This window comes from Paenibacillus sp. J22R67 (assembly GCF_059692175.1).
This window is the reverse complement of sequence record NZ_JCAUAX010000001.1, coordinates 1,078,116-1,102,760: the sequence shown is the minus strand read 5'-3', so window position 1 is coordinate 1,102,760 and position 24,645 is coordinate 1,078,116. Positions and strand designations below refer to the sequence as shown.

The 24,645-nt window shown below is 44.1% G+C and carries 20 protein-coding genes; all 20 read left to right on the top strand.

All coding sequences use genetic code 11. The annotated features are described in order from the left end of the window. Positions 1-221 precede the first annotated feature (221 nt). The 20 genes from AC58VC_RS04950 (at position 222) to AC58VC_RS04855 (ending at position 24,347) form a co-directional block, all read left to right on the top strand. Entirely contained in the window at positions 222-809 is a 588-nt protein-coding gene (locus AC58VC_RS04950) for a glucosaminidase domain-containing protein (protein WP_497367696.1), read from the top strand. A gap of 552 nt (positions 810-1,361) precedes the next feature. Then, the gene (locus AC58VC_RS04945) at positions 1,362-3,023 is read left to right on the top strand and encodes a sensor histidine kinase (protein WP_497367695.1); all 1,662 of its coding nucleotides are present in this window, start codon (positions 1,362-1,364) and stop codon (positions 3,021-3,023) included. A gap of 47 nt (positions 3,024-3,070) precedes the next feature. Then, complete coding sequence (locus AC58VC_RS04940; RefSeq protein WP_145655808.1) at positions 3,071-3,691, top strand: response regulator; 621 nt, start codon at positions 3,071-3,073, stop codon at positions 3,689-3,691. A gap of 386 nt (positions 3,692-4,077) precedes the next feature. After that, on the top strand, positions 4,078-4,821 hold the full coding sequence (locus AC58VC_RS04935; protein WP_497367694.1) for a YveK family protein: 744 nt from the start codon (positions 4,078-4,080) through the stop codon (positions 4,819-4,821). Next, positions 4,805-5,446, top strand: a complete 642-nt coding sequence (locus tag AC58VC_RS04930; protein ID WP_497367693.1) for a CpsD/CapB family tyrosine-protein kinase — start codon at positions 4,805-4,807, stop codon at positions 5,444-5,446. The genes AC58VC_RS04935 and AC58VC_RS04930 overlap by 17 nt, the downstream gene beginning before the upstream one ends. Before the next feature lie 33 nt (positions 5,447-5,479). Continuing rightward, a complete protein-coding gene (gene galU / locus AC58VC_RS04925; protein ID WP_161407258.1) occupies positions 5,480-6,418 on the top strand; it encodes a UTP--glucose-1-phosphate uridylyltransferase GalU in 939 nt (312 codons plus the stop codon). Continuing rightward, entirely contained in the window at positions 6,387-7,070 is a 684-nt protein-coding gene (locus tag AC58VC_RS04920) for a sugar transferase (RefSeq protein ID WP_497367692.1), read from the top strand. Before galU ends, AC58VC_RS04920 begins: the two co-directional genes overlap by 32 nt. Before the next feature lie 25 nt (positions 7,071-7,095). After that, the gene (locus AC58VC_RS04915; RefSeq protein ID WP_497367691.1) at positions 7,096-8,031 is read left to right on the top strand and encodes a glycosyltransferase; all 936 of its coding nucleotides are present in this window, start codon (positions 7,096-7,098) and stop codon (positions 8,029-8,031) included. 8 nt (positions 8,032-8,039) lie between these two features. Then, positions 8,040-9,380, top strand: a complete 1,341-nt coding sequence (locus AC58VC_RS04910; RefSeq protein ID WP_497367690.1) for an O-antigen ligase family protein — start codon at positions 8,040-8,042, stop codon at positions 9,378-9,380. After that, positions 9,380-10,165 carry a WecB/TagA/CpsF family glycosyltransferase gene (locus AC58VC_RS04905; RefSeq protein ID WP_477499948.1) on the top strand — a complete coding sequence of 262 codons (786 nt, stop codon included), beginning with the start codon at positions 9,380-9,382 and terminating at the stop codon, positions 10,163-10,165. Before AC58VC_RS04910 ends, AC58VC_RS04905 begins: the two co-directional genes overlap by 1 nt. Positions 10,166-10,175: 10 nt before the next feature. Next, complete coding sequence (locus AC58VC_RS04900; RefSeq protein ID WP_497367689.1) at positions 10,176-11,669, top strand: O-antigen ligase family protein; 1,494 nt, start codon at positions 10,176-10,178, stop codon at positions 11,667-11,669. Beyond that, a complete protein-coding gene (locus AC58VC_RS04895; RefSeq protein ID WP_497367688.1) occupies positions 11,611-12,978 on the top strand; it encodes a lipopolysaccharide biosynthesis protein in 1,368 nt (455 codons plus the stop codon). The genes AC58VC_RS04900 and AC58VC_RS04895 overlap by 59 nt, the downstream gene beginning before the upstream one ends. Positions 12,979-13,005: 27 nt before the next feature. Next, the gene (locus AC58VC_RS04890) at positions 13,006-13,842 is read left to right on the top strand and encodes a glycosyltransferase family 2 protein (RefSeq protein ID WP_497367687.1); all 837 of its coding nucleotides are present in this window, start codon (positions 13,006-13,008) and stop codon (positions 13,840-13,842) included. Beyond that, entirely contained in the window at positions 13,826-15,088 is a 1,263-nt protein-coding gene (locus AC58VC_RS04885) for a glycosyltransferase family 4 protein (RefSeq protein ID WP_497367686.1), read from the top strand. The genes AC58VC_RS04890 and AC58VC_RS04885 overlap by 17 nt, the downstream gene beginning before the upstream one ends. Then, positions 15,057-16,202: a glycosyltransferase family 4 protein gene (locus tag AC58VC_RS04880; protein ID WP_497367685.1), complete on the top strand. Its 1,146-nt coding sequence runs from the start codon at positions 15,057-15,059 to the stop codon at positions 16,200-16,202. Before AC58VC_RS04885 ends, AC58VC_RS04880 begins: the two co-directional genes overlap by 32 nt. Before the next feature lie 30 nt (positions 16,203-16,232). Then, entirely contained in the window at positions 16,233-17,333 is a 1,101-nt protein-coding gene (locus AC58VC_RS04875) for a glycosyltransferase (protein WP_497367684.1), read from the top strand. Between the two features lie 4 nt (positions 17,334-17,337). Further along, positions 17,338-18,669: a UDP-glucose dehydrogenase family protein gene (locus AC58VC_RS04870; protein WP_497367683.1), complete on the top strand. Its 1,332-nt coding sequence runs from the start codon at positions 17,338-17,340 to the stop codon at positions 18,667-18,669. 41 nt (positions 18,670-18,710) lie between these two features. Further along, on the top strand, positions 18,711-20,081 hold the full coding sequence (locus AC58VC_RS04865) for a sugar phosphate nucleotidyltransferase (protein ID WP_497367682.1): 1,371 nt from the start codon (positions 18,711-18,713) through the stop codon (positions 20,079-20,081). 133 nt (positions 20,082-20,214) lie between these two features. Further along, entirely contained in the window at positions 20,215-21,717 is a 1,503-nt protein-coding gene (locus tag AC58VC_RS04860; RefSeq protein ID WP_497367681.1) for a glycosyl hydrolase, read from the top strand. 20 nt (positions 21,718-21,737) lie between these two features. Further along, positions 21,738-24,347, top strand: a complete 2,610-nt coding sequence (locus tag AC58VC_RS04855) for a discoidin domain-containing protein (RefSeq protein WP_497367680.1) — start codon at positions 21,738-21,740, stop codon at positions 24,345-24,347. The last annotated feature ends 298 nt before the right edge of the window (positions 24,348-24,645 follow it).

The following is a 24,645-nucleotide window of genomic DNA, read 5'->3' as shown; positions in this document are numbered from 1 at the left end:
TCATCAGGATATGTTCCTTATTTGTATGACATGATTCGACAATTGCGGAAGAGCGGTTCGGGGACTAGATCTAGTATAGTATTATTTATACATATATAGTAAAAACGTTATTAATAGCCTAGTATTTGTATTCCTTTTTATATGCTAGTATAGAAATTATAGAGGAATAGGAAAAATGCCGTCCTGTCCGCTGTCCATTATTAAATTGGAGGGCACAAATGATGAATAAAGTTGAATGGTGGGAAAAGGCCAAGGAGGCCAGCAAGCAAACAGGCTGGTTACCTACGGTTATATTAGCTCAGTGGCAGCATGAGACAGGAAACTTTACGAGCGCTAATCTGATGAATAATAACAATATAGCCGGTCAGACCTGGCAGCCTTACATGAGCGAAGCGCTTAAAGGTAGTACCAGGCCAAAAGTAGAAGGCGGTTATTATATCAAATATGCCGACCCAGTTATTGGCTATGTTGACTTTATACAGACTAACGGAAGGTATAAAGATATTAAGCTGCAGACGACCGAAGCGGGACAGATAGAAGCTATTGCGGCAGCAGGATGGGCAGCGGATAAAAGGTATGCCGAGCTCCTCATGAATTGCTTAGCAGGTAACAGAAATCAAGGCTTTACGCTTGAGCGATGGGAGGACGAGACCTTGAAACTTGATGAGAATGTCGTTCATACAATTATCAATACCTGGATTAAACCAGCTTGGGGACAAGCTTACGAATCAAAGGACACCAAAGAGATGGATTACATGAACTGGTTAGCCAATCAGCTTAGACAGGCGGCAGGCTTGCCGCTGGAATAGTAAAAAGCCTCCCTTAGCAGGGAGGTCTTTTTGCTATATAGGGAATTATATGTTTCGGGGCTTTCTGTAGTTCCTTTGAGGTTGTTTAGGCTGATTACAATTTACGACTCCTACGCGGCTTTATCCAATTTCGGCGCCATATTCATACAAAAGGGGCGCATTTGGAATAAGAATAAGGCGTTTCTCCCGTATGTTTTCGACAACAAGAAATAAATCAAAGAGTAAAGCGCTAACACGGCTTAACTCTTTTGTCTTTTAAAAAAAATTTACAGGAATTTTATGGTACAAAAGGATGAATTTTAATTTGGTCATTCCAATCTGGTTTGCATTTTTTTCCGACAAAGGGTTAGGTCTAAATGATCAAACGTATAGATCGTAACTCCTGAAATTAGTAGTTTTAGGTTTCATAGAGACAGAAAACTACAAAAATAGCGAATAGTATAGTCATGTAGTGCTCTTTTGACTGTAAGATTTTAACTGTTATGATTATGGTAAACATGGGTATTGTTGAAGGAGCCACTTACAAATATCGGTTAAAGGATGATTACACAGATGAGAAAGATGTTCTCAGGTGAGAGTAGGGTCTTTTACTTGTACCGGTTTATTTCGCTTGCTGGGACTTCGCTAGTGTACGCTATTGAGGATCGCGGCCCCCCACTAGGTGTGAAAATTGGTATCATCCTCGTGTTGTTCATCTTTGCTACGTGGATCACAGACATGTATACCCAAAGCGGCAAAGCCTCTCGCACAATTAAAATAACCGTAGGCTTGGAAATGACGGGGATGATGGTCCTCCATCTTCTAAGCGGCGGTATGGACAGTCCGTTCCTGTGGTGTGTTTTCAATCCCGCTTGGATGGCTGCCAGCTATCTATCCTCTGCCTACTGCTGGTTCATGATGCTCAGTTACTTTTTATTTATTACAGCTTTTTCTTATTTTTTTACGAACGGGCAGATGGAGACACTTGGCAGTATTTTACTGAGTGAGAATCGGTTTTACCTCATGCTGCTGTTTATGACGCTCACTATTCAATTATTGGCCGGCGTTAAAAAACGTCTTGAGATTGCGAACGCACGAACCACGGAAACTATGGAGCATATGAAGTCGCTGTATCAAATCGTGGAAGCAGCAACCCATAGTGATTCTGAGAACTTGAAGGTTATTTTTGCTGAGTTCGCTTTAAAGTTGACCAAGCTACGAATGTCTTTTTTCTGGGATGTCAATGGGCAAGCCAAACCTGATCAACTGATTACCCAAGGTGTCTTACCGATTGGCATTGAAACTTCCCTTTCTGAGGCTTTTGAAATGCATGAAGCTGAGCTAAGACAGCTCGATTCCAGCAGGCTGATGAGTCTAGCGGAATATGGTGACTTTCTTGTGATGCCGATCAAATCGTCAACCCGATTCTGGGGAGTCATGGGCGTTAAGATTGAGCATGCCAGCTACGAAGAAGGCAGACAGGGGTATATTAAACAGCTTGGCTTTCTATCGGAGCTTTGCTCCGTCATTCTGGAGAGGCACCAGCTGGAACGAATCGAGAATCAGTTAATGATTATCGAGGAACAGAATCGGATTGCCGATGAAATGCATGACAGTGTTTCACAGTACATATTCGGAATTGTCTATGCCGTGCATTCACTGAGTCGCAAATGGAAAGAGATTTCCAGAGATCAGATCAAAGAGCAGCTGCAACTCATTCAAGAGTCTTCCGTAGCAGCTTCTCAAGAACTTCGTTCCACCATTTATAGCCTGAGTTCTAGGAAAAATGGCGGTGACTTTTGGATTACGACCGTCAAATCACATCTGGACAGCGTGTCTAAGCTGCATGCTGTGAAAGTGAATTTGCATGTAACTGGCGATGATCATCGTCTGCATGTTAATTATCAAAAGGCTTTGTTTCGAATTATTTCAGAATCCACTGGAAATGCCATTCGTCATGGGCGCAGTACACTCATCAAGGTCGAGCTTCGTATTAAGTCCGATGAGGTGAGCCTTTCTGTTTTGGATAACGGAAGTGGCTTCAGTGTGAAAGAACGATTGTCAGACCCTAAAGCTGTTGGATTAGGTGTAAACAATATGGAACTACTTGTCCAGTCACTTGGTGGAACGATTAGTATTCAGAGCACAGAAGGAAAAGGTACACATATTCAACTGACCATCCCATTCCAACCACAAGACAACAAGGAACTAAATGAACTTCAGATGATGGGCTAAACAAGGTCAAGTAGGCTATTCCCATTCAAACGAAAGCAGGTGGAACTTTGAAAGTTGTTATCGTAGATGATCATCCGTTGGTGCGTAGAGGATTGTCAGCTGTGCTAAAGCTTGAAGCAAACATCGAAATTTCTGGTGAATCGGAGACGGTGGAGCAAGCATTGGAGCTAATCAAGGAAACAAAACCGGATTTGGCTATTGTGGATCTAAAGTTAGGGAATCGTTCTGGTCTTGAAGTGGTAGAGAATATTAAAGATACATCATGCCGAAGCATCATTTTGACGTCATCGACGTTGGAGCAAGATGTAAGAAAGGCAGAAGCTGTGGGTGCGGATGGTTATGTACTCAAAGAAGCGCTTCCAGAAGAATTGCTTTTGGCTATCAAATTGATTTTCAAAGGGAAAAAGTATTTTGACCCAGGCCTCATGGAAATGTTGTTTAAGAAAGAGGAAGAGGACAGTTTCAGTAAGTTAACGCCGAAAGAGCGTGAAGTGTTGATTGGTCTAGGAGAAGGTTTATCCAATCAAGGAATGGCGAAGAAATTAATGGTGACGGAGTTTACAGTCAAGAAGCATGTTAGCCAAATTCTAAATAAGCTGTGTGTCAACGATCGTACACAAGCAGCGTTGTTAGCACAGTCCAAAGGATTAGTTAGTGGGTTTCAGTGAGTCACTACGGCCATATGGTCCAAAAGTATACCATCGTTTTATTACATATAGGTACGAGTGGATAGACGAAATAGACCCAAAAATTATAATTTAGAGTAATATCATAATTTTGGGAATTCATTTAGTATTTGACTATAACCAATTAAATGACAAAAAGCGGCATTCTTCATTCCATTTGGTAGAGTGCTTCAACTAGCTTACAAGCTAGTTATCACCGTCGAATAGTGATTGTAGAATGCTCTGTATAAAAGGAGTGATTGAATGTCGTTTCGATAGGTGGGGATGAGAAGAATAAAACGCTTTCATTACAAACATCTTAACTGAAAATTTTCGGAAAAGCAATACAGTATTTCTTGATTTATTAACTATTTTTTCGGGAGGGAATCATGGAGAAATCGATCTTAGATTACTTTGTACTCATTCGCAAAAAGCTGTGGATGATTGCGCTGTTCGTTCTTCTCTCGTGCCTGACAACCTTCTATGTCAGCAAAACTTTTGTTGTGCCTGTTTACAAGGCAAACACACAAGTACTGGTAAGCAGTACGTTTAAGAGTGAAGAAACGATAGACCTGAATGATGTTTCGATGAATATGAATTTAGTTGAGAGCTACAAGGAAATCATTAAGTCAGACCAAATCATTCAGAAGCTACTGCAGAATCATCCGGAATTCGGAATGACGCAGAAAGAACTGCTGACGAACTTGAAGGTGAGCTCCACCGATAAAACGCAAATTATCAAAATTGAGTTGGAAGATCCTAGTTATGAGAAAGCCGTCGCGATGACGAAAACACTTGCGGATACATTCATGAGTGAAGTGCCGACATTGATGAACATGAACAATGTCAAAATACTTTCTAGCTCTGATGTAGCTGTGAAGCCTTTGCCAGCGAATGGCAGTATCGTAATCAACTTGGCTTTGAGCTTTATTTTATCGGCGATGGCAGCTATTGGTGTGTTTTTCTTTTTTGAGAATATCAACGATACAATTCGCTCTGAGAAAGAAGCTGAGCACTTCGTGGGCCTTCCCGTTCTTGCTTCCATCGGAACGATAAAGAAGGGCAATGCAACGAAGACGTCCAAGTCGCTGAGCAGAGAGGTAGGGGAACAAACGTATGTTACAGCTAAGTAATGTGCTTGTGACTGAATTAGATCCCATTGCGCCAGTTTCCGAATCCTATCGCTCTTTACGTACGGCGGTACGCTTCAAAAAGGTTGTGTCCGCTGATCAAGGGCTGGGCATGGTATTGATGGTTGCATCACCCAAGTCGCAAGAAGGCAAGACAACGACGCTTGCCAATCTTGCGATAACGTATGCGCAGGAAGGCAAGTCTGTCGTGATCGTTGATAGTAACTTGCGTCAGCCATCGCTGCATAAATTATTTGGTAAGAATAATACAAAAGGCTTGCTTCATTTTTTTCAAAAGGGGCTTTCTGTAGATGATGTCATCATACCGACAGGAATCATTGGACTTGATCTCATCGTTGCTGGCGGTCAACCAGTCAATCCGTCAGAATTGGTAGGCTCCTCCCAAATGATGGACCTGATGAACCAACTGAAACAACGATATGAGGTTATACTTATCGATTCACCGTCAACGCTTGACTATACAGATGCAAGTTTGCTCACGGAATACAGTGATGGCGTACTGCTAGTCGCTAGGAACGGTAAAACAAAGCGGGAATGGGCGAAACAAGCAAGAACTCAGCTCGAACAATCAGGAGCCCGCATGCTAGGTATGGTTTTCAACCAATAATTGAATATGTACTCTCTTAGGAGGATGAGAAGGATGAAGACGGTCAAGAAAGCAATAATTCCGGCTGCGGGGTTAGGAACGAGATTTCTACCCGCCACGAAAGCGATGCCCAAAGAGATGCTCCCAATCATCAACAAACCAACTATTCAATACATCGTGGAAGAAGCCATCGAATCCGGAATCGAAGATATTATTATTGTAACCGGTAAAGGAAAGAGAGCGATCGAAGACCACTTCGATAATGCTTTCGAGCTTGAGAACAAGCTGATGGAAACGGGGAAGCTGGAGCTGTTGAAAGAAGTTCAGCGTTCATCCAAGGTAGAAATTCATTATATTCGTCAAAAAGAACCCAAGGGACTTGGGCATGCCGTCTGGTGTGCAAGGAGGTTCATTGGCAATGAACCATTCGCTGTACTGCTGGGCGATGATATTGTCACAGGGAAGGTCCCCTGCTTGAAACAGCTGATTGAGCAATATGAATTATCAGAAAATTCCGTCATCGGCGTCCAAAAAGTCCCGCCAGAACTTACAAATCGTTACGGTATCATTGATCCTGGTGAGCAAAATGATCGCCTATATCAAGTAAAAGACTTTATTGAAAAACCTAAATTAGGTACGGCCCCTTCCAATCTTGCCATTATGGGGAGATATGTGTTCTCTCCTAAAATCTTTGAATTTTTGGAGCTTCAGGAGAAAGGCGCTGGCGGCGAAATTCAGTTGACAGACGCGATTCAGAAGCTTAATCAGATAGAACGTGTTCTTGCTTATCATTTTGACGGCATTCGTTATGATGTTGGTGAACGGCTTGGGTATATTCTTACCACGATGGCTTTCGCACTAGAGAGTAAAGATCTTCGGTTAGATGTACTTGATGCGATGGCTTCGCTCCTTATTAAGGAGAAATATGCACCTATTTTAGAACATTTGGGAGGTGAAGATTATGAGCTTGCGAGAACTGCAGGAGGAATATGAGTACTACTATCCGGCTGCTACAAGATTGCAGGGAAGAAAGAGCATAACTTCCTATTCCTTTATGAAGCGTACGTTAGATATTATTCTCTCCTTAGCCGGTCTTATTTTCTTGATGCCTTTGTTTATCGTAGTTGCCGTTTGGATCAAGCTGGAAGATCCAGACGGTTCCGTTTTCTTCAAACAAAATAGGGTGGGTAAAGATGAAACTTTGTTCCCTATGTTTAAATTTCGCTCGATGGTATCTAATGCCGAAGCATTGAAGCAGCAATTAATGAGCCAAAATGAAGTCGAGGGCGCGATGTTCAAAATGAAGAATGATCCTCGTGTGACTCGCGTTGGCAGAGTGTTGCGCAAAACGAGCATTGACGAGTTGCCGCAACTGTGGAATGTACTCATCGGTGATATGAGCTTGGTTGGTCCTAGACCGGCTTTACCAAGTGAAGTTAAAGAGTACACCAACTATGACAAGAAGCGTTTGGCTGTAACGCCTGGTTGCACGGGTTTATGGCAAGTTAGCGGAAGAAGCAATCTAAGCTTTGAGCAAATGGTTGAGCTTGATTTGACTTATATCCGTGAGCGCAGCGTTTTCTATGATTTGAAAATTATGATGAAAACCGTTTCGGTCCTTCTCGGTTCCAAAGACGCCTTTTAAAAAAAAGTAGAAAAGGAGTACCGCAATGGTGCATGATCAGCCAAAACCAAGGGTGTCAATTGTCATCTGTACCTATAATCGCGCAGATTTGCTTCAGATTACGTTGGATTCACTGCCTGAATTAGCTGCAATAGATATGGCTGAGATTCTTATTGTGGATAACAATTCCACGGATCATACGCGTGAGATCTCCGAGTCATTTGCCCTTCGTCAAGCTGGGGTCTTACGTGTTCAATATGTATTTGAACCAACCCAAGGACTGTCGGCTGCGCGAAATAGGGGAATACAAGAAGCAAAAGGTGATATTATCGCCTATCTCGATGATGATGCGGTTCCTTGTTTGGGGTGGATTCGCACGATTGTGGACACCTTTGATCATCGGCATGATGTCTATGCGATAGGTGGCATGATTCGTCCGAAGTTCGAAAGCGAGAGACCAGCCTGGTTGATCAAATCGCTTGAACTTCCTTATACGATTGTAGATCGGGGAGAAGATGTACATGAATATCCGATGAATAAGCATCCCTTCGGTGCGAATATGGCTATTCGCAAATCATTTCATGAGACATATTTGTTTCCAACAGACCTTGGAAGGAAGGGAACGCTCCTGCTGTCTGGCGAAGAGTCTTGGATTTTCGAGCAAATGCAACAGGAAAGAAAGACGATTCTTTATCACCCTTCCATGGTCGTGGATCACTTCATCCCCGACAATCGCTTAACGAAAGATTGGATTAAGCAGCGCTATTATTATCAAGGTATTACGAATGGTTCCATGCACAAAGGTTTTATGGGTAAAACGGCTTTGCTCGTTAATGTTGCCTGCAGGGTGCTCTACATAGCTGTAAATGCCTTGTTCGCACATTCGGAAGGCGAAAAATTACTCATTGCATGTCGGATGCAAAGTATAAAAGGCACATTACTCACGATGCGTAGTCGTGTGAAAATGCGTTTAACAGGGTGAGGATACGGATGACGCCTGTGTTTCCAATACAGCTCAAGAAACCGATGTACTATGCTCCGCTCTATGTGCTGCTTGCAGTGATTATGGGCGTAGCGGCTACTTATCAGCCTATTATCAGTATGTTGGGGCTGGTCGTACTTTTCATGTGCGTGTATGCCATTTACCAACCGGAAAAAATGAGTTATATGGTTCTGCTTTCAACCGCTATATCTGTTAACTACATTGTTGAAGCGAATTTCCCAGGGCTGGAGATCCTTTCCCTCTATAAGCTTGGGATTCTCATTTTATTAGTTCCAAGTATGCTGCAGAATGGACTTCGGTTGAAGTTCATTTACCCAATAATAGCTATTGCTGGCATGTTGTTCATTACCTTGTTTTTCTCAGAATGGCATCCGAGACTAACGCTTTCCATCACCGTGAAAGCATTTATCGGACTCGCGCTCCCTTTCTTTTTTCTCATGATCAAATGGAAAAAGGAAACAGCGCAAAAGCACATCCGGATCATCTGCCTACTTCCATTGGTAAGTGTGGTGACCGGGGCAATCCTGCAGCTGGCTCATCTGTATTCGTTTCTCAACGTTGAGTTCACGGGGGCGATCCGAGTACAAGGGGCGAATATCGCGCCTCATTTGGCGATGTTAGCTTTTATCGGAATTACTGTTGCTTTGATTGAAACCAAACGCAATCCACTGCATGCCAAATTCTTATATTGTACATTGGCCGCCAACTTTGCGATCCTGATCGCTACGGGAACTAGAGGGCCAATACTCGCCATGCTGGCTATGGCTGCGTACTATTTCTACGATATGGTTAAGCAGTATATCAAAGGGAAGCTCATCTTATTAATCCCGTTGGTCTGCTCCTTGGCCTTGATTGGCGGAGCCGTATATGTACAGTGGGACAATATGACCAAGCGCTCTTTCGAGCGCCAAACGGGCACGGGGATCGATTTATCCGGTAGGACAGAAGCATGGAACTACTTTCTTAAGGGAGTGGAAGATTCCCCGCTGACAGGTAGAGGCCTTGGTGCAGTTACAGTCGCGAATGACGGCAGTTTATATGTCGGCTTCGTGGTTCCGCACAACGAATATATCCGCTTTTATTATGATTCGGGTTATATCGGTTGCATTCTGTTGTTCCTATCGTTACTTGTCTTATTTCGAATGATTTATCGCGTCATTCCACAACGAATTAAAATTTATTATGCAGCATTCATTTTGGCATTCCTGCTATATTCCTTGTCGGATAATACATTATCGACAATTCAATTCATCATTCCTTTTTGCTGGTATTTGAATGGTTTGTATATTCTCTCGACGACAAATTCGAAAAAAGAAGAGTTGATCTGATGAGTAGAGTGACTATGTTTGATGTTCATTTTGATAATTATGACTTTCTGGACTTGCTTGCTTATATGGATGAGGTCATTCGCCAGAATAATCATTCTTACATTTTAACCTGCAATGTCGATCATCTAATTAAGCTCAGAAAAGATGCTGAGTTTCAAAAGGTATATTCAGATGCGGGTGCGATTGTGGCGGATGGCATGCCAATTATCTGGGCATCGAAGATGCTGCGCAAGCCGCTCAAGCAAAAGGTGTCCGGGTCTGATTTGTTCGCAAAATTAGGTGAAGCTTTCGCGGAACGCCAATATAAGCTTTTCTTCTTAGGGTCAGCGGCCGGGATTCCAGAACAAGCGGTTAAGAATCTGAAACTCGTATTTCCAAATTTGAACATCGTGGGCTGCTACTCACCTTCTTATGGTTTCGAGAAGAAAAAGGATGAGAATGAACAGATTATTCAAATGCTGATTGATACGCAGCCAGATATCGTCTTTGTTGGCGTCGGCGCACCGAAACAAGAAAAATGGATTTATCAAAACTATCTTCAATATAAAGTGCCGATTTCAATTGGTGTTGGAGCAACCTTCGATTTCCTTTCGGGCACAGTAAAGCGAGCCCCGAACATTATGCAGAGAACAGGGTTCGAGTGGTTTTGGCGACTTGTGCAAGAACCACGGCGGCTCTGGAAGCGGTACTTGGTTCACGATGCGATGTTTGCGGTTTTGCTATGGCGCGAGGTTGTTAAGCAGTTCAAGCTGAAACGGGAGGGGACGGGAATCAATAGTGGATGATTTCAGCAAAATGAGTAAACCCCCTTTGATTATGACGCAGACGGGTCGCATGACAATGCTATTCGCTGCAATGGCTCTTGCCGTCTCTGTCATCATTGGTTATTCAAGTGCAACTCTAGATCCTGATCTTAGTATGCAAATTGCAATCTTGTCTATGCTGCTATTTCCTGCCTTTGTATTGGCTTTATTCGATTCACGCCGATTGATTCCATATATCCTGCTGGTCTGGGTCATCTGCCCGGAGATCCGTCGAATACAGGATTGGATGGAAGGAACCTATCATTCGGTTTCGCTATTAAGTATTGCACCTTTGTTAACAAGTGCTGTGCTTATTATTCCAATTTTGGCTAAGTTTCACCAGATGGAGTCTAGAGTCTACAAGTTGCTTATTTATATGGCAATCGTACTGCTCTATGGCTGTCTAATCGGTGTAACGAAGAATGGGAGCGGGACCTTTTACGATCTGGCGAATTATGTGATTCCGTTGTTGTTAATCCCTTATGCCGCTTTAAGTGAATTCGACAATAAAGCGCTAGACCGTTTAATTGTTGCTTTCTCTAATACCGCCATCCTGGTTGCTGTCTATGGCATTATTCAATACATCATGGTGCCTCCATGGGACGCATTCTGGATGAATCATGTGGAAATGACGTCGATTGGCCACCCTTTTCCCTTGGAGATCAGAGTTTTCTCTACACTGAATTCCCCTGGACCTGCGGGTATGTATATGGGAACTGCGCTTGCACCGATGATTCTGGAAAAAAGATGGCGAGGACCGTTAGGCTGGATCGGTATTATCCTTGTAACGGTTGGACTTCTGGTCACGTTAGTCCGTTCTGCCTGGGTTATGCTTTTCATCGATATCGCTATCTATACAGCTGTATCAGCCGGCAGACAAAAGTGGAAACTGATTGCTCAATTAACAGCTGTTATTGGAGCTATGTATGTCATCATCCCGAAGCTGCCTGGTGCACAAGGTCTTATCGCTCGATTGGATACGATGACGGCCATTCAGGATGATCACTCTTACAATGAAAGACTCGATTTCTTTCATACGGTTTTCCCGATGATGTTTTCGAAACCGCAAGGATTAGGGCTTGGGAGTATTGGTGTCGGCACGAAGTTGAGCAACGGTGGGGCATTAGGGGAATATGGCATTTTCGATAATGGATTTGTTGCTATTTTTCTAACGTTCGGCATACTTGGGGGCTTGTTGTTCTTATGGGCTCTGTGGCTTGTGACGCGATATCTGTTATCTCAGAAAAGCCAACCGGGCGGTATAACGGCGTACGGTAAGCTGGGACTCTCCGCTTTGCAAGGAAGTATCGTTTGTCTCGTTTTTGAAAATGGGTACACAGGTTTGAAAGGTTTTCTATTATGGATGGTCGTAGGCATTGGAATTATGGCGCATCGAACGATCGTTCAAGAGAGGAGGCAAATTTCGGATGCAGCAGCCAGTCAACTTGAAATTAGTCCGCATAAAGCCTCTGTTCGGCTTCATTAAAGCTTTCTTTTCAAGCAAAAGTCATTTGTCATCTTCGGTTAAAACGATGTTTTTCAGTGTACTTATCCTAGTCATCAATATGTTAACCGGTATATTAACAGCGCGATTTCTTGGGCCATCCGGCCGAGGAGAGCAGGCAGCTATGGTTTTATGGTCACAATTCTTAGCCTTTAGCTTCACCTTTGGTATGCCTTCCGCCATTATTTACAATGTGAAAAAGAACATGAAGGATTCCGCCAAGCTTTATTCGACCGCTGTTATCATGGGTTTGACAGCAGGCATGCTTGCGATGTGCTTAGGGATATTGGTTTTACCCTATTGGCTCCGTTCGTATTCCGACAGTGTGGTCCTATTCTCGCAATGGTCCATGGCTATCGTACCTCTTATTGTATTGTCGCAGATTAATAATGCGATGATGCAGGTAAGAGGCGAGTACAAACTATTCAATCGTCTGCGATTTCTTATTCCGCTGAGCACGCTCATCGGCCTTGCTCTGCTAATCCTGACAAAAACCATGACTCCTTACACGTCAGCTGTAGCTTATCTCGCTCCGGCGGTTCCCTTTTACATATGGACCACTGTTCGATTGCTTAGACAGTATCAATGGGTGATCAAGGATATTTTCCGTTCCTTTCAGACACTAATCAAATATGGTATTGGATCCTACGGCAACGATTTAATGGGCAATGTTTCCTACTACATTGATCAGATCGTTATTATCGGGCTGCTGAATCCCTCTGAACTTGGACTCTATGCGGTAGCAGTAAGCCTTTCTCGTGTGGTTAATATTTTCTCAACATCCATTATCGTGGTGCTGTTCCCCAAAGCATCCGGTTTGCCCAAGGATAAAGTGGTTGATATGACGTTCCGTGTATATAGGATCAGCACATGCGTGGCCTTGTTATGCTCCTTGATCATCATGCTGGTTGCTCCTTTCGTCATGCCTCTCTTGTATGGTCCTGATTTCAAAGAAGCCATTAGTGTATTTCGAATGCTGCTTCTTGAAGTATCTATTTCAGGTGGAACAATGGTATTAGCGCAAGCGTTCATGGCCTTAGGCAAACCCAAGATTGTTACGATTCTGCAAGGAATCGGGCTGCTAATTGTCATTCCATTGCTGACAGTACTTATTCCCAAGTTTGGCCTCGCCGGTGCGGGAATGGCTATTTTGTCATCGGGTATACTGCGATTTATCTTTATTTTAATCAATGTCAAATTCACCTTGAAAACCAAACTTCCTAGATTACTGTTGAATAAAGAGGATATCCGTTGGTTACTTTCAGCAATAACAGCATATAAGGCCAAATAATTGGACATTGGGGGAGGGGCGAACGAAATGAGTCGCTATCGTGACGCTGTAGGAGTGAATCGAATTTCTGTTGTCATCATTGCGCAAGACGATGAATCGAGAATAGCTAATGCGATCGCCTCCTGCAAGCCTTTTGCAGACGAAATTGTTGTAGTCGATGGCGGGAGCAAGGACGGAACCGTTCGAGTCTCCGAGCAATTAGGCTGCAAAGTCTATGTGAACGCATGGCCTGGTTATGCGAAACAGCGTATCTATGGCAGTGATCGCGCAGCCTATGACTGGATTTTCGTAATCGACACGGATGAGGTTGTTAATGAGCAGCTAGCTTCTTCCATTCTGAAACTGAAAAGTGAGTTATCTGATCCAAGCAAAGCCTATTCCGTTCTGCGGATTGGAGACTTCCTAGGGCGCTGGATGGGGAAAGGTGAGCGGTTAGTCCGCTTGTATAACCGTTCACAAATTCAGTATAGGGACAGTCTCGTGCACGAAACACCGGATGTGGCGAGTGAGGATGTCATCTTCGTGCCAGGTGTCTTATGGCACTATGGTTTCCGCAGCATTCATGATCACATTCAGCGGTTTAATAAATATACCGATCTGGAGGCAGAAGGCGCAGTGGCGATGGGAAAAAGATTCAGCCTACTGCGGATGCTCGTTAGACCTCCCTTGCGTTTCATACAGAAATATATCGTTCATGGTTTGTATAAAAAGGGAATCCCGGGACTTGCCGTGGCATTTTTCTGGAGCATCTATGAGTTCCTGATCTGCATGAAACAGTATGAGCTTGGATTAGCTCACAAACGTGTGAAGCAGTCCAAAGATGGGCCAATCAAGGAGGGTAAAGCTTATGCAACGATACAATGATTTACGGATCTTGTGCACGGGAATGGGCTGGCCCTCTGCTCAGCCAGGTGGATTAAACACCTATTTCAAGCATATATGCGAAAGCTTAGCTCCGCATCATGATCTTGAAGCTTTGGTATGCAGCGCAAATAAACCAGAAGTGAAAAGTGGTCTTCGTGTCATTAATGTGTCCGGTACTGATTTGAAATTGAGCAAACGGCGCGATGCTTTTCGTGACCAAGCCGCAGAGATGATGAACGGGCAGCATGTAGATATCGTATATTCTCACTTTGCTCCTTACAGTTTAGGCGTGGCCATGGAGGCAAAAGCTCGAAATATTCCGGTTGTTATGACATTTCACGGTCCATGGAGTGAAGAAATAAGACTTGAGGGCAAGGGTTTAAAGCATCGCTTTAAAACAATGATCGCTAGAAACTGGGAAATGAAAGCTTACCAGCTGGCGGATGCCTTCATCGTGTTAAGTGAAACTTTCCGTGATATTCTACATCGCCAGTATCGCGTCCCGCTTGCCAAGATTCACATCATACCAGGCGGGGCGGACGTAGCTCGGTTCAAGCCAGCAGCGAATCGCTCATTAATAAGAAAGAAGCTGGATCTGCCGGAAGAGAAGACCGTCGTGTTGACTTTGAGAAGGCTGGTCAATCGAATGGGTTTGCTTCAATTACTCGAGGCTTGGAAAGATGTTGTACGTTCAAAGCCAGATGCTGTGCTTTTAATAGGCGGCAGGGGTCCGCTGCAAGCTGAACTGGAGAGCCGTATTGTTGAATACGGGCTCCAGTCTAGTGTTAGAATGCTGGGTTACATCCCCGATAGTGATCTTGCTGATTACTACCAAGCTGCCGATCTGTTCGTTGTACCATCACAAGCGTTAGAGGGATTCGGATTAATAACCGTAGAAGCAATGGCAGCCGGGGTTCCGGTCATGGCAACTCCGATTGGAGGAAACCGTGAGATTCTTGAGAAATACCGACCTGACATGCTTTTCGCAGGAACTAGCAGTAGTGATATAGCTTCAGGATTAACTCGGATATTGAAGCATCCTGAGTTGTGGCCTACAAGTGAGCAGTGTAGGAATCATGTACTAGAGCATTATACGTGGAAGAGAGTTTCCGAGCAGGTAAACGATGTATTTAATTCCGTTATTGATCTTGATACTCATGCTTACGTCAAGAATCAATCGATTGCAGCCAGGAAGAGAGGAGGACGTGAACAAGATGAGAGTAGCTTATCTGGATCATACCGCTAGATGGAGTGGGGGAGAAGTAGCACTTTATAATCTCATTACGAATTTCGGCAACGAGATTGATCCGTTAGTCATTGTGGCTGAAGAAGGAGCGCTTGTTGATCGGTTAAGAGCTAAAGGGATTGATGTTCGCGTTTTACCTTTAAGTGATAAGGTACGTAATCGCAATCGGAATGCCGTGAACTTTCAAGCGGTATCGGCTGCATTCGAGCTTCTGAGCTACGGGAAAAGGGTAGCCAAACTACTGAAGGCTGAGAAAGTGGCCTGTGTACATACGAATTCATTGAAATCAGCTTTTTATGGAGCTGTAGCTGCCAAATGGGCTGGGGTTCCACTCATCTGGCATATCCGGGATCATATTGGCGTTCCGTATCTGAAACCAATCGTTGCTCAAGCGATTCGCCTAATGTCCCGATTGCTGCCTAATGGCGTTATAGCTAATTCAAATTCTACGTTGAATGCTTTGAACTTACCGAAGTCCAAGAAAACATTAGTCGTGTACTCGGCGTTCGCGAATTCTAAAACTAAAGGCCTATCGATCGTCGAGAAAGCATGGCGAAAGCCTTATGTCGTTTTACTTGTTGGCCGATTGGCAGAGTGGAAGGGCCAGCATATTTTACTCGAAGCGGCTAAATCTTTTCTGCCGGATGAGCAGGTTCATTTCTGGTTAGCCGGAGATGCCCTGTTTGGCGAAGATGCCTATAAGAAGCAGCTGCTGCAGCAAATCGCCGATAATCAACTGAACAATGTTACCTTACTAGGTCATGTTGAAGATATTCAGGGTTTAATGCAGAAAGCAGACCTTTTGGTGCATACTTCCATCACACCTGAACCTTTCGGTCAAGTTATTGTTGAGGGCATGGCAGCCGGTTTGCCGGTTATTGCTTCTAACGAAGGCGGTCCGACTGAAACCGTTGTACATGGTGAAACAGGACTTCTCATTACACCAGGGAAGCCAGCTGTACTTGCTGATTCGATTCGTTATCTGCTCGAGCATCCTGAGGAGCGACGCCGAATGAGTGAGAATGGCATTAAGCGTGTGGAGCAACACTTTGTTATCGAACGAACCGTTACCCAAATCACTCATTACTATGCAGGTTTCATCGCTAATTCGTGATGACCGCTTAGAGAGTAAAGGATGGATCAAATGAAAATAGCAATTGCGCATGATTATTTGGTTCAAATGGGCGGAGCCGAAAGAGTTGTTGAAGTCTTTCACCAAATGTACCCGAGTGCTCCCATTTATACGACCATGTTTAGCAACAATCGTCTGCTCGATGAACTGAGGGATGCGGATATACGAGCCTCTTGGTTACAAAAAATGCCTGGAGGAAAAAGTCATTTTAAAGAAATGCTTCCTCTTTATCCGTTTGCGATTAAGGATTTTGACTTTCGAGAATTTGATATTGTGCTCAGCTCAAGCAGCGCGTTCATGAAGAGCATTCAGGTGCCGAAGAACACCTTCCATCTCTGTTATTGCCATACCCCGATGCGTTTCGCATGGGATTATGACACTTACATGGAGCGGCAAACCAAATCGAGTGTGATGAAGCGACTTTTGAAAATTTATATCGATCAGCTCAAGCAATGGGATCAAAAAACGTCAGCGAATGTGAATCAGTTTATTGCGAATTCCTCGGTCGTCAAGAATCGCATCCGAAATTATTATCACCGCGATTCCGATGTCATTTTTCCACCGATTAATACGACTCGCTTTCATAGCTCGACGAACATTGATGATTATTACTTGATTGTATCGAGACTTGTGTCTTATAAACGTATTGATTTGGCTGTAGAAGCCTTTAATCGAAATGGTCTGCCTTTGTATATCGTTGGAGAAGGACCCGATCTGATGAGACTTAAGGGAATGGCCAAAGGGAATGTCCGTTTTCTGGGAAGGTTGGATGACGGTTCCGTAACTAAAATGATGGCGGAGTGTCGAGCATTAATCTTTCCCGGCGAGGAAGATTTCGGCATCACACCATTGGAAGCCAATGCAGCTGGAAGACCCGTTGTTGCCTATCAGGCCGGTGGCGCGTTAGATACAATTGTGCCTCAAGTGAATGGTGTCTTTTTCAAGCGGCAAGAGGTAGAGGATCTGCTGATGGCTATTCAGGAAGTGGAAAACCATGCCTGGGACGTGAGCCGAATTATTGGGCACGCCCAGAAATTCGATGAGAAAACTTTTATGGAGAAATTAAAAATCTACATGGCTAAAGCCTATCAACAATTCAGAGAGGGGAATTAATCGTATGGATATTGCAGTAATTGGAACAGGCTATGTGGGATTAGTTTCCGGGGTTTGCTTCGCTGAGGTGGGTAATCATGTTATCTGTGTGGATCAGGATATTCAGAAAATCGAAAAGCTGCAAAATATGATTTCACCCATCTATGAGCCTGGCATTGAACAACTTATGGAAAAGAATATTCATGCTGGCCGGTTAGCTTTTACAACGGATTTGGCTCACGCCATTAACCAATCTGAACTTATTATCATTGCCGTAGGGACACCATCCTTGCCTAATGGCGAAGCTAACTTGTCCTATATTGAGCAAGCAGCCATGGAAATTGGCAAGGCGATGAACGGCTATAAAATCATTGCCACGAAAAGCACAGTACCTGTAGGTACGAATGAGCATATTCAAATGATTATTGCGATGAATACGCAGCAGGCTTTCGATATCGTATCCATTCCTGAGTTTCTGCGTGAAGGTTCGGCTATCGATGATACCCTTCATCCGGACCGAATTGTGCTTGGACTGGATAATCAGAGTTTGGCTGAACCCCTCACAGAGCTGCACCGTGCCTTTACTGATCAAATCTTCATCACAAGTATTCGGAGTGCGGAGATGATCAAATACGCTTCGAATGCCTTCCTAGCGACGAAAATTTCATTTATCAATGAAATCTCTAATATTTGCGAGAAGGTGGGCGCCGATGTCACGGAGGTTGCCAAAGGGATGGGGAAAGATAAGCGAATTGGTTCGTCCTTCCTGAGTGCCGGAATCGGCTACGGAGGCTCTTGCTTTCCGAAGGACACAGACGCTTTGATTCAAATTGCTGGCAATGTTGATTATGAGTTTCAACTGCTCAAATCCGTAGTTGAAGTGAATAAATCGCAGCGCTACAAGGTGATTTCTAAGCTGGAAGCTTCGCTTGGCGAGCTTAGTGGCAAAGTTGTGGGCATTTGGGGACTATCTTTCAAGCCCAATACGGACGATATTCGTTATGCGCCATCGATTGAAATTGTCGAAACACTGATCCGAGCAGGAGCAACACTGAAGCTGTACGATCCTATTGCCATGGATAAATTCAGAGAGCGTATCGATCATCCGTCCATTCAGTGGTGTGAGAATGCCATGGAAGCCGCAGTAGGCTCTGATGCGGTCTGCTTGCTAACAGACTGGGAGGAATTCAAAACAGTCTCCTTGTCACAGCTTATTTTTATCATGGAACAGCCTATTCTCATAGATGGCCGCAATGTGTACAGCCAAGAACAAATTCAAGGAACTGGGCTCAAGTATTATTCCGTTGGGCGACCTGATTTGCTTGGTGTATCCAGGCCTAAAGCGCTGGTTAGATAATTTGCTTGTATCACAAATAAATCAAATGGAGCGTGGTTTTCATGAAATTGGTTCTTCTTTCAGGCGGTTCCGGTAAACGACTTTGGCCATTGTCCAATGATTCTAGATCCAAGCAATTCTTAAAGGTACTTGAGGATGATAAAGGCAAAGATGAATCCATGGTACAACGCGTATGGAGGCAGTTGCAGAATACAGGCCTTGGTGGAGATGCGTACTTAGCAACGAACCGCTCACAGGTCGAAATGATTGTTAGCCAGCTGGGTGGAGAGGCTCCTCTTATTATTGAGCCTGAGCGCAGAGACACTTTCCCTGCCATCGCACTAGCTGCTGCTTATATGTATGATGTGGAAAGCTTACCCCTTAACACCGTGATTACGGTATTACCAGTAGACCCGTATGTCGATGAGGCATTTTTTCAGAAAATTAAACAATTAGAGGATGTTCTACACGAAACAGACGCTAATTTGGCGCTAATGGGTGTTGTTCCGACGGTTCCGTCTGAGAAATATGGTTACATTGTTCCATCGGATGAACGCCGAGAAGGGACAGAAGCACTAGCGGTTCAGTACTTCTTCGAAAAACCTAGTCGTGAACAGGCAGCTGTTCTGATAGATCAAAAGGCGCTTTGGAATTGTGGTGTCTTTGCTTTCCGACTTGGTTATCTCATTGAGGTCATGATGGACAAAGGGATTCCGATTCAATACGAGGAAATGCTCAGAAATTATCATAAATTAACGAAAATCAGCTTTGACTATGAAGTTGTTGAGAAAGAAGCAAGTTGTGTCGTTGTTCCTTATGATGGTTTCTGGAAAGATTTAGGAACTTGGAATACGTTGACCGAGGAAATGGGACGTTCCCAAATCGGAACGGGTATCGTAACGACAGATTGCGAGAATACGCATTTGATTAACGAACTCGACATCCCTGTCACCGTAATCGGCATCCATGACGCTGTTATTGCCGTGAGCCCGGATGGCATTCTAGTGACGAACAAGTCGGAGAGTCCTCGCATCAAGGAAGTGATGAATTCAATCGAGCATCGTCCGATGTACGAGGAGCGCAGATGGGGACGTTATCGTGTTATCGATTATGTCAAATATGCCGAAGATAATGAGGTACTCACGAAACGTATTCTCGTTCATGCCGGTAAAAATATCAGCTATCAGCTGCATTATAAACGTTCTGAAGTATGGACAGTCGTGAGCGGCGTAGCGGATATTATCATTAATGATAAGCTCTATCAGGTGAAACCGGGTGATGTTGTGCGAATTCCAGAAGGGACTAGACATAGCATACGGGCAATCACGGATGTTGAATTTATCGAGGTGCAAAGCGGATCCGACTTAGTGGAAGAGGATATCGTTCGTATTTGTATGGACTGGAAAGACATTCCGCTTCACCAATTTATTTAAGTTTTGTTTTGAAACAAAGAACCGCCTTCTATTCGATTTTGGGGAATGGAAGGCGATTCCTTGTTTGAAGGCATAGCGGAAAATAACAAATATATACATTTTGTGCTCTAACAGCATTTAACTTACAAAGAAGATGGTGATTCCAATTTTAGGAGAGGCAGGTGTACGTAAGAAAGTGGTTTCCTTATTGTTCTTACTCTCTTTAGTAGCTCCGAATTTCTTGTTTCAACCGCAAGTTACAGCGTCTGCGATTTCGGTTCCAGTCAACTCGCAAGCGACGATTGAAGCAAAGCTCGTACTGCAGAAATTAAATGCCGTTTCAGGTGTTAGCACGATCAGCGGGCAGCATGATTACCTTGAAAGTCCAGATGAGTGGACGAATCAAGTGAAAGGCTGGACAGGTAAATTTCCTGGACTTCACGGCTATGAGTTCGGTGCTATTTTGGCTCAAAACGAAGGTCAATTGGCGCAACAAAGGCAGAAGGTAGTCAATAGCGCGATCGCTTGGAATCAAGCTGGCGGCTTAGTCACCATCTCCTATCATCAAAGCATTCCTGGAACCTGCCTATGCTGGTCGAATGTGGAGAAGAAAATGAGCCAAGCGGAATTTGATAAATACGTGACTCCTGGCACTCCCCAGTATGCGAAATTGATTGCGGATTTGGATAAAACGGCAGTTTATCTGGGGAAACTGAAGGATGCGGGAGTTCCTGTCTTGTGGCGGCCCTATCATGAAATGAATGGGGACTGGTTCTGGTGGGGCAAGAAGAACAACTTCGCAGCGCTCTGGAATATTATGTACGATCGCTTCGTGCATGTACACAAGCTGAATAATTTGCTTTGGGTGTGGAGTCCTAATGCACCGAATGCGAATGCCGACCCTTACACAGCCACATACCCAGGTGCAAGTAAGGTGGATGTTCTCGCAGTAGATATCTATGATAATGATTACAATCCAGATTATTACAAGAATATTGTCCAATTAGCAGGCGGCAAGCCTGTGGCGATTGGGGAGAATGGCGAACTGCCAAGTGCTGCTGTCTTAAAAGATCAACCTCGATGGGCTTATTTCATGACATGGGGCAAGATGCTGACTGAAAATAATAAAAAAGAAGAGATTAAATCTTTCTACTCGCACTCGAAAATACTGAGCAGAGAATCCTTTCTGCCCGTTAAACAGCCGCAGATACAGCCGATTTCGCCGCCGGATAAGAAAAATGGCTTGCGAGCGGAATATTATGACAATAAGGATTTGACCGAGCTAAAAGAAACAAAAGTGGATGCCAAGATTGATTTCAATTGGTCGACATCGGCTCCTTTACCCTCTGTGCAAGCAGACACGTTTTCAGTGAGATGGACAGGTAAGCTCCTGCCAGCCTATACGGAAAAATATCAAATATCCACACTAAGCGATGATGGCATTCGAGTTTGGGTGAACGGCAAGTTGGTTATTGATAGTTGGTTTAATCAAAGTTGGGTGGAACGAACGGGATCTATTGCCCTTACCGCTGGCGTACCCGTTGATTTGAAAGTGGAATATTATGATAATCAGAATGGTGCCGCTGCTAAACTCATGTGGAAGAGTCCTTCCCAAACAAAAGAAATTATACCCGCAAGTGTTCTATTACTACCTTAGAGGTTTGAGAGGTATCTAACATGATGAGATATGTGATTGTGCCATCGGCCTTGTTGATCTTACTGATCCTGATCTCGGCTTCGACGAATTACGGTGCATCTGCAAGAACAGAGTTGGTAAAGGTGATGACAGAATCCAATCAGATTGGCAATCAGATCTGGACGTTAGGCAAACACGATGATTCTGATATGGAATTTGGAAAAGATAGCGCAGCTCCAGTTAGTTATACCGTATTTTCGGGCGAACAGCAGCCAGAGACTTGGAACTCGGTGCCGCAAGGTCTCAATAAATCGTTGAATTCTACCTTCTCGATCAACTATTCCTTAGCTGAAATACCCGAATATGGTGTTCATTTCCGAGTGAAAATTCTAGATGCGCATAAGTCCGTTCCTCAGATGGCGGTATTTTCCAATAACATGCTTTCGGGCATCATCCAGGTCGCCGGTGTCGGAGGGACGTCGAGTACTTATGAGTATAAGAAATTATATGAGCTATATATTCCTAAGGAGCAGCTGCAGCTGGGAAATAACGTATTGAAGCTGTCGGCCGAAGGTTGCTTGTCTTGCAGGGCAGATGAGAATAAATTTCTTTGGTGGAAATGGGATTATCTCTCGCTTGATGCACTAGCTGCACCTGCCGAAGAACCTATCCATGGGCGATATGTAGAGTCCGGCACCAAAGTTAGTAATTTGTCATTTTACTATGACCAAGGAGCTGTTAAGCACCTTCCCTATGTCTTAAAGTGGCTGGGAATTGCCTATAGCGGCAATGTGATGAGAGTCGATTGCGCAACCGATGTAAAAGAGGGATGTACGGAAATTAAGTCTTATTATGAAACTCTGCGTGATTACAATACACAAGCGGTAGCTCTTCATTTGCATACAGGAAACATTAAGCTGAAAGACGATGGAACTCTGCCAGCAGATGCTGAAAATAAGTTATCGGACTATGTGAAGCAGTATGGCTCCATGTTCCAATATTATGAGATTGATAATGAACCAGGCTTATTTAATCGATCCAAAAGTGTGAATCTAGCCATAGCCAAATGGCTCAAAACCAACCTGCCTGAGATCGCTCCTCATGTGAAAACGGTCGCTCCAGGATGGGCATATGCCCCGGAATACAGCATGAGGACTTGTCGCAATCAAACGACATCGGGCGTGCTCAGTTGCGGAGATCCTGACGGATGGGAAGGCGATCCGAATCAGCGTATGGAGCTTGAAGAGATGACAGATTTAACGAATGGACATGCGTATGGGACCTCTTATGTGAACAATAATAATGGAAGCTTTGTGGAGAACATGCGTACCTTCGGCGGAGCTGAGGATGGTTTACAGAAGCTGATGCTGAATACGGAGTATGGCACTTCGGATAGCCATACAGATCCAACCGAATATGGCGCGGCAGAACCTCATGCGGCCGTCTTTGATCGGATTATGAGAGCCCATATCGGATATGCCGATATGTTCATGCAGCATGCGGCTTTTTATCCGGAATATGCTTTGTTCGAACCGGGGATTGATTTGAATACACAGAACCCCGCACAAATGCAGATTCATAAGAATTCGTTGGAAAATGATACGCGAGTCGGGGTGATGCGGCGCTTAAATTTAGCGTATGCGACACATGGCAAGCCGCTGGTTTACGAAGTAACCAATAAGCCGGAGCTATCCGATAAGCTGGTTTATTTCCGGGGTGTTGATACATCAACATTACCTGCACTTCCTGGATCAGGCGGGAAATCGGATAAGATTTTACTCAACTTTGTGAATTTCGAATCGAGTCCACAAACGATAGAGGTCAAAGTAACGATGCCGGAGTCAGCGATATACGAAGGTGAGAGGTTCGGAGCGGGTGATACCTATGAGTCGGCTCGATCCTATCTGAGCGGCTTGCAAGCAGCTCCTGAGTTAGCATTTAAGGAAACATTAGGCCCAGGTGAAGCCGTACAGTATATCCTATCACGAGCAGATGTTGTGAAGGCAACTGCACCATCGTGGATTCAAGCTAAGCCAGCGCAACAGCACGCGATTGAGCTTAGCTGGAACGAGTCTGAAGTAGCACAAAGTTACGATGTTTTGCGCAAATCAGGCTTAGGTGAGGACAATTACGAAGTGATTGCTGAGCAAGTGGAAGGTACCGAGTTTGTAGATACGAGTACATTGATAGGGAACCAATACTTGTATCAAATTAGACTTTCTGGTACCAACGAAGTCTCACAACCAGCAGCCGCAATCGCAACAGATAGTGTGGCTCTGGATCGAACGGACTGGGAGGTTACCAGCAGTTCTGGTAAACCTCAAGGGGCGATCGATGGTAACATCTATAGCCGTTGGGACACAGGTGTCGCTCAAGCTCCTGGCCAGTTCTATCAGGTGGATATGAAAACACCGACTAGGATCAACCGAATACGGCTTCGGACCGAGGGTTCCCCGAATGACTATCCAAGGAAATATGAGGTATATGTTTCTGCGGATGGAAACTACTGGTCTCAACCGGTTGCATCCGGTAGCGGCACAAGCGTACTAGACATCAATTTCAGTCCAACGAATGCACGATTCGTCAAGATCATCCAGACAATGAGGGCAGGGAATTTCTGGTCCATTCATGATCTGCAGATTTATGGCTAGCAATTGAAGGATTCGTCGTTTAACTTTTACGGGTTGAAGCTACGATTAGGAACAGAATTAATATGAGCAACCAGATGACTTGAACCATATGATCATCGCCTTTTGATATAATAAGTCAAGTCTAACAAGAATCTTTGAAATATTCTGTCTTAAAACAAACAAAAATGTTGGATTTATGCTAAATATTACTAAAGTAATCATTTGAAAGTCATAATTTCATGTCACTTCTTGATGAAAGTCCTCACTTTGTGGGGATTTTTTATTTTTTTGAATTTTGCAGGGAACTGGAGTCCGCTAT